The following is a 16608-nucleotide window of genomic DNA, read 5'->3' on the forward strand; positions in this document are numbered from 1 at the left end:
TGTGGTCCCGTTCGGAGAGTCAAACGGCTCTTTGAGGGTACGGAAGGGTGTTTAGGTTCGGTCGCGTACGGTGGCGCATGCGACGACGCGCCCTCCTCGCGGCGTTCGGGAGCACGACCGCCCTGACCGCCGGCTGTCTGAACCGCGGCGGCGGCGAGCCGACAGCCGACACGACGGCCACCGACGATCCGACAGCGACGCCCACCGATACGACGGAGCCGACCGACGAACCGACGGACGGTCCCGGCGGCACCCCTCGGGACCCGCTCTCGGGGGTTCCGTGTCCGTCCTTCGCGGAGGGTGTCGACCGGACGGTGTGCTGGCCCCACGGCGACCTGTCCGACGAGCCGCTCTATCTCGATGCGTCGTCGGTCGTTTTCGAGCCGACGGCGGACGACGGGGAGGTAGCCTCGCTCGAGTTCGTCCTGCACAACGGGTCGGAACAGTCCTTCGGGCTGAACCCCCACGACTGGGCGATCTGGCGCCGGACCGAGGACGACTGGTCGTTCGTTGCACCCGAGGAACACGTCGAACCGTGGTACACCGTCGAGTCCGGCGAGACCTACACGTGGCGGCTGACGGTTCAGCAACACCCGGCGCCGATGAGCGGGGACACGCTGGCGGTCGTCCAGGACCTCGCCGACGGCGTCTACGCGTTTCAGGTCACGGGCGCGTACGGAGACGGACCGAACGACGGCACGCAGGTCGAGTGTATCGCGCTGTTCGCGGTGCGTCGGCAGGAGTGACTGACGCTCCGCGACCGTCAGTCGTCGGCAGGGTCGACGGTCGCGTCGATTGTCGGGGTCCGTCCCGAACTGCCGCCCGAAACGGTGAGGTCGTCCAACAGCGACCGGAGCGAGGCGGACTCCTCCGAGAGCGTCTCGACGGTCTCGGTGACCTCGGCGGTGGCGGCGGTCTGCTCCTCGGCGGAGGCCGAGACGGACTGTGCCTCGGCGGCGGTCTCGTCGCTGATGTCCGCGACCTCGTCGATGGTGGTCACGACCTCCTGGGTCATCTCGGCCTGGCGGTCGGTAGCGTCGTCGATCTCGCGCATCCCGGCGTCGACGTCCTCGATGGCGTCGACGACGGCTGCGAGCGCGTCGAGGGCCTCTTCGACGGTGTCGGCGCCGCGTTCGACGCTCGTTTCCATTGCCTCCATCTCGTCGACGGCCGACCCGGCCTGTTCGCGCATCTCGTCGATCACGTCCTCGACCTGGTCGGTCGCGTCCTGGGTCTCCTCGGCGAGACTCTTGACTTCCTGTGCGACGACGGCGAACCCCTCGCCGGCCTCACCGGCGCGTGCGGCCTCGATAGAGGCGTTGAGCGCGAGCGTGTTGGTCTGCTCCGCGATCCCGTCGATGAGGTCGACGATATCGCCGACCCGCTCGATCCGGTCGTCGAGCGTCTCGACCTCCGTCGCGGCCGAGCCCGCGTTCTCGCGGATGGACTCGATCTCGTCGACGGCAGTCTCGGAGGCGACACGGGCCGATTCGCCGGTGTCGGCCGCCTCCGCGGCGGTATCGGCTACCTCGGTCGCTGAGGAGGCGATCTCCTCGATGGTCGCGGAGAGTTCGTTCATCCGGTCGGCAGCCTCCGTGACCTGCTCGCGCTGGTCCTCGGCACCGCTGGCGATCTCCTCCATCGAACTGCTCACGTCGTCGCTGGCCGCCCGAATCTCGTCGCCGCTGGCTGCGGCGTCCTCGCTGACCGACGAGACCGTCTCCGCGAAGGTCTTGACCTCCTCGAGGGTCGCACACAGCGAGTCGAGCATCCCGTTGAACGCCGCCGCGATGTCGGCCATGGCCTCGTTGTCCGCGTCGGTGTCGAGCCGCCGGGTCAGGTCGCCGTCGGCCACGGCGTGCATCACGTCGCCGTACTCGCGAGCCCGCGTCCGCAACCGCTCGGCGATGGCCTCGGCCTCCTGCTTCGCGGCTTCGGCCTCCTCGAGCGCGTCCTCCGCTCGTTTCTGCTCGCGTTCGGCCTGTTCGCGGGCTTCTTCTGCCTCCGTGATCCGCTCGTCGAGGCTGCCTGCGAGTTCCTCGGTCCCGCGGTAGACATCGTCTATTTCGTCGGTCCGCTGCGCGTCGATCCGCACGTCGTACTCGCCGTCGGCGATGGCGGCGTTCGCCTGTTCGAGGTTCTTGATGATGAGATACATCTCACCGTAGATGAAGCCGCCCACGCCGAGCGTCATCACGAGCAGCGCCGCGGCCATGAGTGCCGATTGCAGGACGAACACTGCGATCAGCAGCGGGCCGCCCGTCGCGATCAGCGCGTGGGCCCAGAGCTGTCTGTTCAGCGTCCGCCGCCAGCCCGCCGGGGTCAGTCCCTTCACGGCGTTCGAGGCACCGCCGCTGAACTTCCAGAACAGCGCCGTCCCGGACGCGTCCGCGGAGATGACCGTCTCCCCGGGGCCCTCGCCGTCAGTTGTCGTCGACATGATTCTAATCTATCGTGACCAATACGTATGCATAAGCCTCGGCATGGGATTATCTTCGATGAAAACGAAAGTTCACGCGTTCGAGTCGAGCGGGGCCGGCGCGGTGTCCCGCGACCGGCTCCGGGTGTCGGTCCCGGCTGCCGGTTACGGCCCCGTGGCCGTCACTGCTCGGCGCGGCGCTGGTCGAGGAGCTTTTCGGCTTTCTCGACGGAGTCGGCCATCGCCACCGCGTACGGCTCGTCGCCGGCGCGCTCGAACTGCATCTGCCCGGTCGTCGACTCCGGCGTGATGCGAACGGCGGCCGTGGCTCCGTTCTCGGCGACGGCCTCCTTCCCGCGTTTGATGTTCTCGACCGCTTCCGCGTCACCCGGTTGCACGTCGGCGATGTCGGTGATGACGTCGAACCCCTCGTCCATCTTCTCGGCGGCCTCGACGACTGCGTTGGTCGACCGCTCGGCTTCCTCGCCCTCGATGTACCCGCTCAGTTCGATGTACAGTCGGCCCTTCTCCGTGTCCGCTTCGACGTTCCAGTCGCCCATGTGATGTGCCAACGAGGAAGCGAACAAGAAAATATCCCTGCGAATATCAACCGTGATACTCCGTCAGTCCGCGCCGGCTTCCTCGGCGTCGTCGGCGTCGACGCCGGGAGCGTCTTCGACGTCCACGTCGGCGGGCTCGGCCTGTCCGCCGACGACGATCTCGCCGTCGTCGGTCTCGACGTAGACGTCGTCGGCGAAGCCGCCTTCGGCGTGGGGGTGTTCGGGGTCGTCGAGTTTCTCCGGGGTCGAGGGTGCGTCGGCGATGCCGCCGTTGGGTCGAAAGTCGCCCAGCGGGTCGTCGATGGTGATGTCCCACCGCTCGAAGAACTCCCCGTACCGCTCGTAATGGTCCTCGAGTTCGTCGCTCGGGAACTCCATCATCTCGGTCCAGCCGTGGTTGTAGAAGTCGAAGTTGGCCTGGATGTGGGTGATCTCGCGTGCCTCGGCCTCCGGGTACCCCGAGTCCAGCGCCGCGACGTAGGTGTCCATCGTCGCGTCGAAGAAGTCGTCGAGGTGCGCGCGCCGTTCCTCGGCACGCTCCTCGTCGGCCTTGTCGAGGAAGACCTTCGTGTGGAGGTCGACCAGCCAGTCGTTCGTCTTCTGACCGACGACGGGCATCGTCAGCGCCTTCTTCGCGGCCCAGTGGCGGACGTTTTGACGGATCTTCATCTCGTTGGTTCACTAGGGACGGGATACTCTAAAACGTCCCGGCTTGCCCTCCGCCGGCCGTGGCGGCGATGGGCGGCCCGATTCGGTCGGCCGAGCGGCGAGCGTCGCGGAGATAGCAATTCACTTTAGTTCCGGTGCGCAAACTCTCTGTACATGAGCGCGTCGCACGTCATAATCGGTGACGGTATCGCGGGGAGTTCCGCGGCGGAAACCATTCGGGAACAGGACCCGGACGCCGACGTTACCGTCATCACGGAGGAGGGGGAGGCCCTCTACAACCGGATTCTCATCAAGGAGTTCGCCAAGGGCAAACTGCCGGAGGCACCCATCTCGATCCACGAGGAAGACTGGTACGCGGAGCGGGACATCGACCTGGCGCTCGACACCGTGGTCACGAGCGTCGACACCGACGAGAAGACAGTCCACACCCACGAGAGCGGGACCTACGACTACGACAAACTGCTCGTCGCAACCGGCGGAACGCCCACGCAACTGCCCGTCGACAACTCCGACGCCGACGGCGTCCACCACTTCTGGACGTTCCAGGACGCCCGCGCCATCCGCGAGCACGCCGACGATGCCGACACGGGGATCGTCGTCGGTGCCGGCCTGCTCGGCATCGACCTCGCGGCCATCTGTGGCGCCCAGGACGTCGAGGCTCACTACCTGATGCGTGGCAACCGCTGGTGGCGCTACGCCCTGTCGCTCGACGGCGCCGAGATCATCCACGACGCGCTGGAAGACCACGGCGTCACGCCCGTCTTCGACTCCGGCGTCGACCACTTCACGACCGACGACGACGGCGTCGTCACGGGCGCGGTCGACCCCAACGGCGACGAGTACGACGGCGACTTCGTCGGCGTCGCCATCGGCCTGAACTTCAACACGGAGTTCCTCGCCGACAGCGGGATCGAACTCGACGACGGTATCGTCGTCGACGAGTACATGCAGACCAACGCCGAGGACGTCTACGCCGCCGGCGACATCACGCGCTTCTACGACACCATCCTCGGCGAACACACGCAGAACGGTGCCTGGGGCTCGGCCAAAGAGCAGGGTGCCGTTGCCGGGCAGAACATGGTCGCCGACACCGTTGCGTCGGAGACGCAACGAGCAGACGGCGAAGCCGTCGACGACGGGGCTGAGGAGTTCCGCTGGGTCCCCTCGTACTCGATCACCCACTTCGACTTCCCCTTCCTCTCGTTCGGCCACCCGACCATCGGCGACGACCACGCAGAGCGGAAGTACTCCGACACGGAGTGGCGCCGCATCGCGTTCAAGGACGGCAAGGTCGTCGGTGGGGTTCTCATCGGTGACCTCGCGCCGCAGTCGAAGTTCAAACAGCTCATCCGCGAGGAACGCGAGGTCGCCGACCAGAAGGAGGTCCTGCTGGAGCAGACCGTCGACCTCGAGAAGCTCGACGACACCGCGGAAGTCGAGTCCGAGTAACGCGGCGCCGCTACCTTTTTCGCCGTCCGTACGAAACGTTCGTGTATGCTCCGTGCCCTCTACCGGCGGCTCCGCGAGTGGACGCGCCGCGACGAGGACTCGCGGTTCCGCGGGTCGTTGCTGGACCGGTCGATCCACTACGCCCACGGCGGCGGGGGCGAGGAGGTCGAGCGCGAACTGGAGCGTACGAGCGAGGAAGCCCAGAAACTCGCCGAGGCACAGCGGGACCACTGAGCGGCCGGCGGTCGACTCTGGTGCGGTCGCGGTCGGCAGCAGTTCGTTGCACCGGACGCGAGGCCAGCGGCCGAGCGTCCGGCAGTTTTTCGCCCACGTTTTTACGAGGGGAGGTGCGCCGAAGGCGCACCCGACGAAGTAAAAACGTGGAGGTGGGACCGACGGCCTTTTCTCCAGAGATTGCGGAGCAGTAGGTATGGACGGTGGCGGCTCAAGCGACATGACCCTGGCCTTCGAACTGGAGGCGCTCAAGCAACTGGCGTACCCGGATGCCGTGTTCAACGACGCGCGCCAGTGGAGCGAGTACGTCGGCGTCGTCTCGGAGAAGCCGACCTACGTCGTGACCAACTTCACGCGCAAACACCGCATCCGACAGGACTTCTTCTCGGGGCCGCGGGGCCGGGGGGACAGCCTCACGAACGTCAAAGGACAGTTCGACACGGACCGACACGTCTTCGTCGGGACCAGCGAAGAGGACGCCGCCCTCGCCGAGGAGGTCGACTGGGAGTACCTCCCGCTGGAGGACGCTGCCGCGGCGGCCGACTGGGAACTGGGCGAACCCGAATCGCCCGACACGGACGAGACCGAGACCCGCGACGACTGGCCCTGAACCGCTGTCGTCGACCGGACCGCCGGCAAGGACACGTTGGTTTCCCGTTACTTTTGATTGTGCCCTCTGAATCCGGCCGTATGCCCGAGACAGAAGTCGAGGTCGAGGTGGAAGTAGAGGTCGACGAGGACGAACTGGAGATCGAGGTGGGCGACACCCACGAGGCCGAGGCCGAACTCGAGACAGCCGGGCTGGAGATCGAAGTCGAGGTCGAGGTCGAAATCGAAGGCGGCGAAGACGAGGAGGGGGATGAGCACGAAGCCGATGGAGAAGCCGACGACGAAGCCGATGATGGTGAGGAAGAAGAGCACGAGGCCGGAGACGACGACCACGAGGCCGGAGACGACGACCGCGATGCGGACGAGGCGGACGCGTCCGAGGAGTTCGACGACTGACTGCGCCGGCGGTCGCGGGACGAACGCGCGGGTTTTACCCGCTCGGGGCCACAACGGCCGGTAATGGCAGAACCACGCGTCCCGGGGGGCGACAGCTCGGTTCTCGAACTGCCCTGCGGCGAGACGGTCGCGCTCACGGAACTGGACATGGGACTGCGGGAGTTCGCCTGCGAGTGTGGCGACACCCACGCGGTCGTGATGGATATGCACCCACTCGGGCGGTTCGTGCCCGAGTCCCTGGCGGCGGTCCTGCGGGAGACCATCGAACCGGCCGACGAGTTCGACGAGTTCACGACGGCGCACCTGATGGGGGTCGTCATCGAGGAGTTCCCGGAGGCCGTCGCCGTCGAGGACACGTCCGACGACGGCCAGGTCGGGTACGCGATGGTCTGGGTCACCGACTTCGACTCCAGGCGCCTCCACGAGATTATCGTCGAACTGCTCGTCGAACTGATGGAACACGCGATGAGCCACGCCGACGACGAGGGCGCGATGACCGAGTTCGAGGAGCAGATGCTCGAGTTCGACGTGAGCGAGTTCGTCGAGCAGTACCGCGACCAGCGGGAGTTCGAGTCCGAACACGACACGGCGATCTGAGCCGTGTCGAGGCTCGACGCGAACTCCCAGCGGGAATCCCGGGAGCTCTGCGACCGGGATGTCGGTGGACCGCGTCCACCGGCCGTTCGAGTCCGAACACGACACGGCGATCTGAGCCGTGTCGATGCTCGACGCGAACTCCTAACGGGCATCTCGGGACTCGACGCGAACTCCCTGTGGCGGTCTCGGGACCGCCGCTCGCACTCGATATCTCTGTAGAGTGGTATATAGACGAAAACACACGAGGGAAACTCGTTCGTCCGCGCGCGAGGCGTTCCGGGCGCGGACCCTCCGGTGTTCGGGATTATTTTTCCGATAGCCGACGTGAACGGGGTCATCGTCTGACACGAGATGACGTAGCAGACGGTTTGCCGTCCCGTGGTTTTCCGTATTCTGCCGTCAGACGGCTGTCTGACGGCGTTTAATGAGGGATAAGGTTGAGTGTATGTGTATGCGCGTACGTCAGGGCGAGTTCGAACGGATCCGCTCGGTGCTCCGGCGCGCCGATCCCGACGAGCCGCTGACAGCACGCGAGATACTCGACCTGCTCGAGGAGCACGGCGAGGAGTTCGACAGCGCCCACCGGATCGCGACGGTTCTGGGCCGGCGGGCCGAAACGGGCGACGTCGAGGTTATCCGCGATCAGCCCTACCGGTATCGATTCCAGGACGGCTCCTGAGCCGCGCCGTTCCCCGCACCGACGCGAACTATTGAATGCCCGGGTCCCGTAGTGGACAGGGAATGCCGAGACCGGCGTGGATATCGACCGCTATCCTGGCACTTTTGCTCGCCGCCAGCGGTGCCTCCGTGGGCCAGGGCGGGTCAACGCCGCCCGCGTCCGCGACCATCGAACCGGTCGACAGCGGCGACAGGCTCTGGCCGTACACGAGTCGGTCACAGTCGGTCGCGGGCCGGACGCTCGCCATCAACGTCATCGTGGACGCATCCCCCGACCGCGTCGTCCGCGTCCTGACCAGACGGACCGACACCGACTGGGAACCGGCGGACGTGACCGCTGACGCGACCGACGACGCGAACGCGACCGAGGTCTCCGATACGACGGGAACGAGCGGTGAAAACGCAACCGGGGAGCGCACGACCCTCACTCCCGGATCGGGGAACGCAACCGCTGACGGAACCACGAGCAACGGGGAGAACGTAACTGCCGAGGGGAACGTGACCGTTGACGGAAACGTGAGTGACGAGGGAAACGTGACGGTGCCGCTGCTGGGAGTCGAGGGAATCGAGATCGAGACCGAGGGCGACGACCTCTCGGTGTCGGCGTCCGGCTTCGAGGTGGTCTGGCGCTCGACGCACGGTGCGACGCGGTACACCTACGTCCGGCCCGGGGCGACCGGGGGCAGGTGGGTGACCGAGACCGCCCAGATCCACGACGGATCGTACCTCGGGACCCGTCGGCACATTCGGCTGTACGGTCCCCCCTCGGGCGGGTGGACGGCGCTCCAGGCACACGGCGAGTGGTGGGACTGGTTCCGTCTCCGACACACCGTGACCGGCGTCGCGACGGCGCAGGCGTCGCTCGAACGCGATCTCGCCGGTGAGCCGGTCGTCGACGGCATCGAACGCGACCACCCCGCTCACGGAGGGCAAAACAGCCAGGGCATCACGCGTATCGCGGTCGCCGCCGCTCTCGTTCTGGTAATCGGGACCCGTCGCCGCGTGACCGCGCTGGTCGGGACGCTGACTGCGAAGCGCCGGCGCGCCCTCCTGCTGGCCGTCGGCGTCGCGGGCGTCTCCCTCGGCATCAGGGTCGCCGGCGTCGCCATCGAGGGGTTCCTCCCGTGGCTCCACCCGAAGGTCATCGCCGCGCTGCTGTACCCGGTGCTCGCGGCGGGGACGCCGATTCTCGCGCATTGGCTCGGCGGGGGACTCGACCCGCGCGTCGCCGGCATCGTGGCGGGCGGGTCGCTCGTCGGCGTGACTCTCCTCGACGGGCTGGTCGTCGGCATCGGCATCCCGCCGGCCGGGCTCCTCCAGCACCGGGTCGGACTCGGAATCGCCCTCGGCATCGTCGCGGCGGCCGGCGCCCGCGAGGCGGCGATTCGCGACCGTCGGACGCTCGACGGCCGGGACCGCTGGCTCCTGGCCCTCGGTGTCGCCTGCTGGCTCCTCGCGCTCGCCGTCCCGCTGTTCGGCCTCTGACTCAGCCGCTGGTCCGCCGGAAGACGGCGACACCGTCGTTCTCGAAGACGCGTTCGTACCGGGCGGAGCCGTCCATCGCGGCCGCGAGCCCGGTCGGGGCGTGCCGTCGACCACGGATCGTGTACTCGTCGGTCGGGACGTAGACGTAGTCCGGCGCGACGCCGGCGGCGGCGAGTTCCGAGTCGACGCACTCCACGGTCTCGCAGGCCGATATCTCGACGAAGGTGTCGAGCTGTCGGTCGTAGGCGTCCTGACTGCGCCACTCGACGCCCCACGGCCCGACGAGCATCGTCCGGTCGGCGTACAGCGGGAACCACTCCGCGGCGTCGCTCAGGACGACGACCGTCGCGTCGGGCGCCGTCTCCGCCCGTGCCCACGCCATCGCCTCGCGGTCGGAACCGTCGACGAACTGCGGAGTCGTCGAGTCGCTCCCGACGGTGACGTGTGCGGCGAAGACCGCGGGCCCGACCAGTGCGCCGACGAGGAGGAACCCCAGGGCGAGCGTGGTGACCACGCCGCGTCCGTCGCTCGCCGCTCCCTCCCCGCTCGACGAAGCGTTCCCGCCGTCACTCCCGCGATTCGCGGCCCCGGTCACCGTGGCGGCCACGCGACCCACGGCGGCGGCGACGCGGTCCGACGACGCGAGTCGGGGCAGGGCGTGTTCGACCGTCAGGACCGCGAGGACGACCGAGCCGACGAGGTACGCGAACCGTGGCTGGATGAAGAGGAGTTCGCTGGCGAGTAGCCAGGCCGGCAGGAGGACGTGGCCGGCGGCGAGCAGGAGGGCACCGCCGGCGAGGACGAGAAGCGACCAGCCCGACGCGTCCAGCAGGCGGGCGATCCCGCCGCCGATGCCGCCGTGGGTCCCCGCGGCCGCGGTGAACACCGTCGGACCGTGTGTCGCGACGACCGACAGCCACCACGGCGACGCGAGCAGGACGCCGCCGATGCCGACCGTGAGCCCGCGGCCGAAGCCGCGAAGGGAGCGGTCGACGGTCGCCCACAGGAGGGCGTACCCGGTGACGAAAAAGAGGCTGTAGGTCGGGTGCGTCAGCACGGCGAGGCCGAACAGGGCCGTCGACGCCGCGAGCCACCGGCGGTCGCCCGTCCGGAACAGGCGAAGGCCGGTGTACAGCCCGGTCAGGACGACCAGCATGGCGAACCCGCGGACGACGCCCCCGGCGGAGACGTGCCACTGCAGGATCTGCGGGTTCACCGCGATCAACAGCGCCGCGACGGCGCCGACCGCCCGGGAGTCCCGCAGGTCGCGGGCGAACAGGTACGCGGGGACGAGATACAGCACCGTCCACAGCGGCGGGACGAGCCGACTCACGAGGATCGGATCGGCGCCGGCGGCGACAAGCGGCGTGAGCAGGACGTAGGCGGCCGGCGGGTACGCGAAGGGCACGCCCGCGGCCGTGTAGTGTGGGATGGTGGCCGGGAGACAGGGGAAACAGGCGAGCAGTTCCTCGACGACGGCGAAGTACAGCCCGGCCCCGAAGGCCGGGTACCGGTTCGTCGCCAGGTAGACCACGGCGACGGCGACCCCCGCGAACAGGACGGGCGCGAGCCAGCGCAGATCCCGGGCCGTCAGCGGCTCGTCGGTCATGGTCAGTCCCGCCGGACCCGGAACGGTCGCTGGAGGTCGATTCCGAAGTCGGCACGGCGGTACTCGACGACGGGCCAGGCCAGCGCGGTCAGGACGAACGCGACGAGTGCCAGAATTTCGAGGCCCCCGACCCAGCCCGGGAGGACGTAGGTGACGGCGTTGACCAGCTTGGCGGGGAGGAGGTCGCGAGCGCTCGCCAGTGCCGACAGTCCGTCCGCCGCCTCGCCGTCGGTCCGGGACTGGAGGCCGGCCGCCGACGCGTTCGGGCCGCCCGCGCTCTCGGGGCCGCTCCCGAGCCGTTCGGCCTCGTAGGGGAACCCGACGTCGACGCTCCAGACGACTTCGCCGTCGCGGTCGACTTCGAGCACGCGGTCGCCGTTCGAGTCGGTGACGAGCGTGTTCCCGTTCGGGAGTCGGTCGGCGTCACGGGGCCACTGGAGCCGGCTGTCCCGCCACTCCCAGGTGCGGTCCCAGTCGTCACCGGTCCGGACGTACTCGACGACCCGCCGGTTCTCCGAGTCGGCGACCAGCACCGACGGGCGACCGCTCTCGGCCGGCAGGAAGTCGGGGTTGTGCTGTTCGTAGAGGGTGTCGTAGTCGTCGTCCGTCCCGAGGGTCCAGGACGCCTCCAGGCCGGTCTCGCGGTCGAGGAAGACGACCTGGTCCTGGTTTCGCAGGCTCGCCATCAGCCGCCCGTCAGGTAGCACCTCGACGTCGTTGACGTGGGTCCAGTCGTCGGGGTAGGGGCCGCCCGACGGGCGGGCGTAGTCGGTCTCGGCCTCCCACGACCACTCGATCAGTTCGGAGGTCGTGTTGACGACGAACACCCGGTCCTGGTGGATGTCGGCGACGGCGATGCTGTCCTCGTCGACGCGGTCGAAGTCGTGCCACCGCGTCGAGTGTTTCCCGGGCGTGACGCGGTCGTAGAGCCGCGTCGTCTCGCCCGTGGAGAGGTTGACCCGTTCGACGACGTTCCGGGTGCAGACGGTCTCGCCCGAACACGCGTCGGGACTCAGGTGGTCGGCGGCGACGAACTCGACGGTCAGCCGCTCGCCGGGGACCGGGTCCACGTCCCAGTACCGCGTGTGGCTGTCGTTGTAGTAGAGGATGCGCCCGTCGGGCGCGAAGGCGACGATCTCGGCGCGGGCGCGGGGACCGTCACCCTCGTCCCCGACGACGACGTTCGAGTCGGTCGTGACGACGGTGACGTTCTCGCGGGGGCCGACGACCTGGTCGTCCGCGCCCGTCGCCATCGCTCGCTCCACGGAGGCGTTCCCGACCGTCTCGTAGCCGGCACCGCCGACGTACCCGACCGCGAGGACCAGCGCGGACAGGACCAGTGTCGCGCCGAAGGCCACCCGCCACACCCGAGGGCTTGTCATCGCCCGGGTTAGTGACTCCCGCTCGTTTATCGGTTCTGTTTCGTTCCGGGTGCGAGACCAGCCAACAGACGAATCCTCCGATGCGGAAAAGATATGGGTGGGACGAAGAAACCACGCAGCAATGGCTGCTCCGGTGTCGGACCCCTCCACGACACGACGGAAAGCGCTCGCTGCGGCCGCCGTCGTCGGCGCGGGTGCGACCACCGGCTGTCTCGACCGACTCCGGAGCATCTTCGGGCTCCAGCCGTCCGGGCGGGTGACGCTCGGCATCAAGACCGAACCGCCGGACGCCGACCCCTACTCGCTGCGGATCGCCCGCGATATCGAATCCCGGTTCGAGACCGCCGGCATCGGTGCCAACATCACGCCGATGGCGACCGAGGAGCTGCGACGACAGGTCCTGTTGAACCAGGGGTTCGACGTGTTCGTCGCGCGGGTGCCCATGGTCGACCGGACGCCCGACGCCCTGCACTCGCTGCTGCACTCGACCGGCGTCTCGGCGCTCGGCTGGCGCAACCCCTTCGGGTACACGAACCTCCGGGTCGACGAACTCCTCGACCGGCAACGCCGGGTCCAGGGGCAGGCGCGCCAGTCGGCCGTCACCGAACTGCTCGGGATGGTCACACAGACGCAACCGTTCAGCGTCGTCGCCGCGCCGGAGAACATCCGCACCGCCCGGACCGACCGCTACGAGGGCTGGCGGGAGGTCGACCTCGACTCCCCGCTGGGGTATCTGGCGGTCGAGCGCCACGACGACACGGACGAGGCGGCCGAGGACCTCCGGGTCGTGACCACGAACCAGCGCGTGACGGAGAACCTGAACCCGCTCGCGGTCGAGTTCCGGAGCCACGGAACGGTGACGGGCCTGCTCTACGACACCCTCTGCCAGCGGACCGACACCGGGCTCACGCCCTGGCTCGCGGATTCCGTCGAGTTCCGGACCGTCGACGGCGGCCTGCGGGCCACGGTCCGCCTGCGGTCCGACCTGACCTGGCACGACGACGAACCGCTGACGGCCGGGGACGTGGCGTTCACCTACGACTTCCTGCGCGATACGAGCCTCGAAGCCGGTGAGAACGCGGTCCCGACGCCGCGGTTCTACGGTCGTGCCAGCCTGGTCGAGTCGACGACCGTCATCGACTCGCGCACGATCACGCTCGAGTTCGGCGACGCGATCCGCCCCGTGGCACGGCGGGCGTTCACCGTCCCGATACTGCCGGAACACGTCTGGACCGAGCGGACGGACGTGGCACGGGTCGGCGGCGTGGAACTGAACGGGCAGGTGACCGACGCCCTCGTCGCGGCCAACGTCCCCGCGGTCGGGAGCGGCCCGGTCGCGTTCGTACGGAACACCCCGAAACAGTCGCTCGTCCTCGAACGGTTCGACGACCACTTCCTCTACGACGAGGGGCCGGCGTCCGTGCCGACGCCGGTCCGGGACGGGCCCGACTTCGAACGGCTCGTCGTCTCGGTCGTCGGGTCCGACGCGGCCGCCGTCGAGCAGGTCGCGAACGGGGAGGCCGACGTGACCGGCTCCAGTCTCGGGGCGCGGGCCGTCCCCCGCATCGGGCGGGAGTCCGACCTCGAGCTCCTCGTCACGGCAGCCAACTCCTTCTACCTCGTCGGGTACAACACGCGCCGCCAACCGCTGACGAACCCGCGGTTCCGGAACGGGCTGGGACACCTCATCGACAAAGCACAGCTGGTCGAGACGGTTTTCGAGGGATACGCCCGACCAGCGACGACGTTGCTCGCCGAGACGGACTGGGCGCCCGCCGATCTCACCTTCGAGGACGCCGACCCGGTGACGCCCTTCTTCGGCTCCGAGGGCGAGCTCGACGCGGCCCGTGCCCGGGAGGCGTTCCGCGCGGCGGGCTACAACTACAGCGACGACAGACTGGTGGTCCGGTGATACCGTGGGACTGCTCCAAGTCGTCGCTCGGCTGGTCGCCATCGTCGCCGCGCTCGTCGGGGCCACGGCGCTGCTGATCGTCGGCCCGCGACGCCTCCGTGAGACGTGGGGGTCCCTGCCGGCCAGGCTCCGGCAGACTGGCGTCCCCCTGGGCGGGCTCGGCGCGGTCCTCGTCGTGAACGGGGCCGTTCGCGACGCCGGTGTCGACCTCTCGTGGCTCGTCGGCATCAACATCACGGGCAATATTTACGCCGTGGAGGGGCCGTTCGTCGCGGCCCTCCAGTCCGTGGCGTCGCCCCCGCTCACCGCCGCCTTCTCGGTGATCTACGTGTACGGCTACGTCTTCCTGCTGATCTTCCCGCTGGTCGCGTACCTGGCCGCCGATGACCCGACGCCGCTCCGGACGACGGCCATCGCGTACGCCCTGAACTACGTCGGCGGGCTGGCGTGTTACGTCCTCTTCATCGCGTACGGCCCCCGGAACTTCATCCCGGAGCTGGTCCAACCGCTCCTGTACACGAGCTGGCCCGAGTCACAGCTGTTGACCAGTCGGGTGAACCACAACACCAACGTCTTCCCGTCCCTGCACAGTTCCCTCGCCATCACCGTCGTCGGACTGGCGGTCCTGTGGCGCGACCTCTATCCCCGCTGGCTGTCCCTCGCCGCCCCGCTCGGAGCGGCCGTCGCCGTCTCCACGATGTATCTCGGCATCCACTGGGCGGTCGACGTGGTCGCGGGGGCGGCCCTTGGGGTCGCGAGCGTGGCCGGGGCCCGCTTCCTCACAGCACGGTTCGACTGAGACCATGGCTGTGTCCGACCGACCGTCGGCGTTCGCCCGGATCGGGAGCACCCGTCTCGTCATCGCCGTGGCGCTCGCCGCGCTCCTGGTTCGCCTGCTCGCCCTCGGCGTGCGCGCGGTCCACTGGGACGAGGCCCGCGTCGGCTACTGGATTCTCCGGACGAGCGCGACCGGGGACTGGGCCTATCGGCCGATCATCCACGGCCCCTTCGTCCAGCACACGACCCGGCTCGTGATCGAGACGGTCGGCCCGAACCCCTACACGATGCGGACCGTCGTCGCGCTCGTCGGCGGACTGCTCCCCCTCGCCGCGCTCCTCTATCGCACGCGGCTGGCCGACGACGAACTCGTCGCGCTGGCGGTCGCCCTCGCCGCGAACCCCCTTCTCGTCCACTTCTCGCGGTTCATGCGCAGTGACGTGGTGCTCGCGGCCTTCGCCTTCGTCGCCCTCGGCTGTGGCCTGCGAGCGCTCGACACCGGTCGCGTCCGGTGGGTGTACGCCGGCGCGCTCGCGTTCGCGCTTGCGGCCACGGCGAAGGAGAACGTCGTCCTCTACCCCCTCTCCTGGGCGGGCGCGCTGACGCTCGTCGCGGCGTGGTGGTACCGGACCATGCCGGCCGACGATCGGGCGAGCACCCTCCGCGAGCGACTCCGGGCGCTCGGCCGCGGGCTGTGGGGGTGGCGAGGCCACCTCCTGGCGTCGCTGGCGCTCGCGGTCGTCGTTCTCGTCGGCTTCTACGCGCCGCGGTCGGGGACGGCCGGCGGCGTCGGCCTGTGGAACGCCGTCGGGGACCCGGCGCTGTTGCCGGCCGTGGTCCGGGAAGCGACGGTCGGCTCCGCCGCGAAGGTCGCCGACGTGTGGCTGGCCGGGGAGATGCGCGCGCACCCCTATCTCCTCTATCTCGGCTACTACGCGGCGGTGCTCGCGGCCGGGGCGGGGCCGCTGGTCGTCCTCGCCGCGGCGGGTCTCGTCAGCGGGCGCGGGCGCGCACTGGTGGCGTTCTGTGGCTGGTGGGGGCTGTCGAGCGCCGCGGGGTACCCCTTCGTCGCGGACATCTTCGCGCCCTGGCTGGCCGTCCACGTCGTCGTCGCGCTGGCGGTACCGGCGGCCGTGGGCTTGGCGGCCGTCGGTCGACGCTTCCGACGGGCGCGCGCCGACCGCGAGCGGGCCGTGGCGGTCGCGCTGGCGACCCTGCTCCTCCTGGCCGGGCTGCAGGTCGCGGTCGTCACGGCCGAGACGAGCTATCGGGCGGGGCCACACGAGTTCAACCTCCTCGCGCAGGGCGCACAGCCGGGGTCGGACCTGAACGCGGCGATGGCCGAGGCCGTCGCGGCGACCGGGGGAACCAGCGGTCCGGACGTGCTCTACGTCGGGCGGCTGGCGGTCGCGGACGAGCGCGAGAACGACGCGCCGCCCGCGGCCGCGGCGTGGTACGACCGGCTTCCCCTGCCCTGGTACACGGAAGCGGCACGGTTAGATGTCGCGAGCGCGCCCGACCCGCGGACGGTCGGGCCCGACGCGCCGCCGGTCGTCGTCGCCGGGCCGAACCACGAGCGCGTCCTGCGTGACCGCCTCCCGGACCACCGTGTCCACGAGGAGTCGCTGCTCCTGCGAGCCGAGAACAGAACCCTCTCGGTGCTCGGCTTCGAACGGGAGTTCGAGGGGCGGACGGTCCTCGTTTTCGTCCGGAACCGGACGGGCTGACGACGCTCTCGCCCGTGCGCGACCGCGCCCGGCGCCGTCCCGGCAGAATACGAATTTCGAAACCGGACTACGAGCATCGCAATCTTTCGCCGGGTTTATTACGAT

At 69.2% G+C, this 16608-nt stretch carries 16 protein-coding genes; 11 read left to right on the plus strand and 5 right to left on the minus strand.

Annotated elements, in window-relative coordinates; translation table 11 throughout:
* Positions 1-77: 77 nt before the first annotated feature.
* Complete coding sequence (locus MUG96_RS16005; protein ID WP_246984321.1) at positions 78-746, plus strand: hypothetical protein; 669 nt, start codon at positions 78-80, stop codon at positions 744-746.
* 17 nt (positions 747-763) lie between these two features.
* Here MUG96_RS16005 and MUG96_RS16010 read toward each other — a convergent pair whose 3' ends face one another.
* From MUG96_RS16010 to MUG96_RS16020, 3 genes are all read right to left on the minus strand, one after another.
* Entirely contained in the window at positions 764-2440 is a 1677-nt protein-coding gene (locus MUG96_RS16010) for a methyl-accepting chemotaxis protein (protein WP_246984324.1), read from the minus strand.
* A gap of 161 nt (positions 2441-2601) precedes the next feature.
* A complete protein-coding gene (locus MUG96_RS16015) occupies positions 2602-2979 on the minus strand; it encodes a hypothetical protein (RefSeq protein ID WP_246984326.1) in 378 nt (125 codons plus the stop codon).
* A gap of 63 nt (positions 2980-3042) precedes the next feature.
* Positions 3043-3648, minus strand: a complete 606-nt coding sequence (locus tag MUG96_RS16020) for a DUF6149 family protein (RefSeq protein ID WP_246984329.1) — start codon at positions 3646-3648, stop codon at positions 3043-3045.
* 153 nt (positions 3649-3801) lie between these two features.
* Between MUG96_RS16020 and MUG96_RS16025 the strand changes: the two genes are divergently transcribed.
* From MUG96_RS16025 to MUG96_RS16055, 7 genes are all read left to right on the plus strand, one after another.
* Positions 3802-5097 carry an NAD(P)/FAD-dependent oxidoreductase gene (locus MUG96_RS16025; RefSeq protein ID WP_246984331.1) on the plus strand — a complete coding sequence of 432 codons (1296 nt, stop codon included), beginning with the start codon at positions 3802-3804 and terminating at the stop codon, positions 5095-5097.
* Positions 5098-5142: 45 nt separating this feature from the next.
* Positions 5143-5331, plus strand: a complete 189-nt coding sequence (locus MUG96_RS16030; RefSeq protein ID WP_246984332.1) for a hypothetical protein — start codon at positions 5143-5145, stop codon at positions 5329-5331.
* Between the two features lie 196 nt (positions 5332-5527).
* Positions 5528-5941 carry a DUF7124 domain-containing protein gene (locus MUG96_RS16035; RefSeq protein WP_246984335.1) on the plus strand — a complete coding sequence of 138 codons (414 nt, stop codon included), beginning with the start codon at positions 5528-5530 and terminating at the stop codon, positions 5939-5941.
* Between the two features lie 80 nt (positions 5942-6021).
* Entirely contained in the window at positions 6022-6336 is a 315-nt protein-coding gene (locus MUG96_RS16040) for a hypothetical protein (RefSeq protein ID WP_246984337.1), read from the plus strand.
* Between the two features lie 63 nt (positions 6337-6399).
* Positions 6400-6933, plus strand: a complete 534-nt coding sequence (locus tag MUG96_RS16045) for a DUF5815 family protein (RefSeq protein WP_246984339.1) — start codon at positions 6400-6402, stop codon at positions 6931-6933.
* 451 nt (positions 6934-7384) lie between these two features.
* Positions 7385-7612 carry a hypothetical protein gene (locus tag MUG96_RS16050; RefSeq protein ID WP_246984341.1) on the plus strand — a complete coding sequence of 76 codons (228 nt, stop codon included), beginning with the start codon at positions 7385-7387 and terminating at the stop codon, positions 7610-7612.
* A 62-nt stretch (positions 7613-7674) separates the two neighbouring features.
* Entirely contained in the window at positions 7675-9096 is a 1422-nt protein-coding gene (locus tag MUG96_RS16055) for a hypothetical protein (RefSeq protein ID WP_246984343.1), read from the plus strand.
* Between the two features lies 1 nt (position 9097).
* Here the strand turns inward: MUG96_RS16055 and MUG96_RS16060 are convergent, their stop codons facing one another.
* Both MUG96_RS16060 and MUG96_RS16065 read right to left on the minus strand, forming a co-directional pair.
* Entirely contained in the window at positions 9098-10705 is a 1608-nt protein-coding gene (locus MUG96_RS16060) for a glycosyltransferase family 39 protein (RefSeq protein WP_246984345.1), read from the minus strand.
* 2 nt (positions 10706-10707) lie between these two features.
* Complete coding sequence (locus tag MUG96_RS16065; RefSeq protein ID WP_246984347.1) at positions 10708-12087, minus strand: aryl-sulfate sulfotransferase; 1380 nt, start codon at positions 12085-12087, stop codon at positions 10708-10710.
* Positions 12088-12208: 121 nt separating this feature from the next.
* On the opposite strand from MUG96_RS16065, the gene MUG96_RS16070 reads away from it, so the two are divergent.
* Genes MUG96_RS16070 through MUG96_RS16080 form a run of 3 tightly spaced genes read left to right on the plus strand, consistent with a single transcriptional unit; the run spans position 12209 to position 16503 of the window.
* Positions 12209-13999 carry an ABC transporter substrate-binding protein gene (locus MUG96_RS16070; protein ID WP_246984348.1) on the plus strand — a complete coding sequence of 597 codons (1791 nt, stop codon included), beginning with the start codon at positions 12209-12211 and terminating at the stop codon, positions 13997-13999.
* A 4-nt stretch (positions 14000-14003) separates the two neighbouring features.
* Positions 14004-14798: a phosphatase PAP2 family protein gene (locus MUG96_RS16075; protein ID WP_246984350.1), complete on the plus strand. Its 795-nt coding sequence runs from the start codon at positions 14004-14006 to the stop codon at positions 14796-14798.
* A gap of 4 nt (positions 14799-14802) precedes the next feature.
* Positions 14803-16503 carry a flippase activity-associated protein Agl23 gene (locus MUG96_RS16080; RefSeq protein ID WP_246984352.1) on the plus strand — a complete coding sequence of 567 codons (1701 nt, stop codon included), beginning with the start codon at positions 14803-14805 and terminating at the stop codon, positions 16501-16503.
* Positions 16504-16608 lie beyond the last annotated feature (105 nt).

The organism is Halorientalis marina, assembly GCF_023028345.1.
Lineage (GTDB): Archaea > Halobacteriota > Halobacteria > Halobacteriales > Haloarculaceae > Halorientalis > Halorientalis marina.

Excerpts from the sequence above, each read along its gene's own strand:
- MUG96_RS16005 (WP_246984321.1), top strand. The coding sequence starts at position 78 with ATGCGACGACGCGCCCTCCTCGCGGCGTTCGGGAGCACGACCGCCCTG.
- MUG96_RS16010 (WP_246984324.1), bottom strand. The coding sequence starts at position 2,440 with ATGTCGACGACAACTGACGGCGAGGGCCCCGGGGAGACGGTCATCTCC.
- MUG96_RS16015 (WP_246984326.1), bottom strand. The coding sequence starts at position 2,979 with ATGGGCGACTGGAACGTCGAAGCGGACACGGAGAAGGGCCGACTGTAC.
- MUG96_RS16020 (WP_246984329.1), bottom strand. The coding sequence starts at position 3,648 with ATGAAGATCCGTCAAAACGTCCGCCACTGGGCCGCGAAGAAGGCGCTG.
- MUG96_RS16025 (WP_246984331.1), top strand. The coding sequence starts at position 3,802 with ATGAGCGCGTCGCACGTCATAATCGGTGACGGTATCGCGGGGAGTTCC.
- MUG96_RS16030 (WP_246984332.1), top strand. The coding sequence starts at position 5,143 with ATGCTCCGTGCCCTCTACCGGCGGCTCCGCGAGTGGACGCGCCGCGAC.
- MUG96_RS16035 (WP_246984335.1), top strand. The coding sequence starts at position 5,528 with ATGGACGGTGGCGGCTCAAGCGACATGACCCTGGCCTTCGAACTGGAG.
- MUG96_RS16040 (WP_246984337.1), top strand. The coding sequence starts at position 6,022 with ATGCCCGAGACAGAAGTCGAGGTCGAGGTGGAAGTAGAGGTCGACGAG.
- MUG96_RS16045 (WP_246984339.1), top strand. The coding sequence starts at position 6,400 with ATGGCAGAACCACGCGTCCCGGGGGGCGACAGCTCGGTTCTCGAACTG.
- MUG96_RS16050 (WP_246984341.1), top strand. The coding sequence starts at position 7,385 with ATGCGCGTACGTCAGGGCGAGTTCGAACGGATCCGCTCGGTGCTCCGG.
- MUG96_RS16055 (WP_246984343.1), top strand. The coding sequence starts at position 7,675 with ATGCCGAGACCGGCGTGGATATCGACCGCTATCCTGGCACTTTTGCTC.
- MUG96_RS16060 (WP_246984345.1), bottom strand. The coding sequence starts at position 10,705 with ATGACCGACGAGCCGCTGACGGCCCGGGATCTGCGCTGGCTCGCGCCC.
- MUG96_RS16065 (WP_246984347.1), bottom strand. The coding sequence starts at position 12,087 with ATGACAAGCCCTCGGGTGTGGCGGGTGGCCTTCGGCGCGACACTGGTC.
- MUG96_RS16070 (WP_246984348.1), top strand. The coding sequence starts at position 12,209 with ATGGCTGCTCCGGTGTCGGACCCCTCCACGACACGACGGAAAGCGCTC.
- MUG96_RS16080 (WP_246984352.1), top strand. The coding sequence starts at position 14,803 with ATGGCTGTGTCCGACCGACCGTCGGCGTTCGCCCGGATCGGGAGCACC.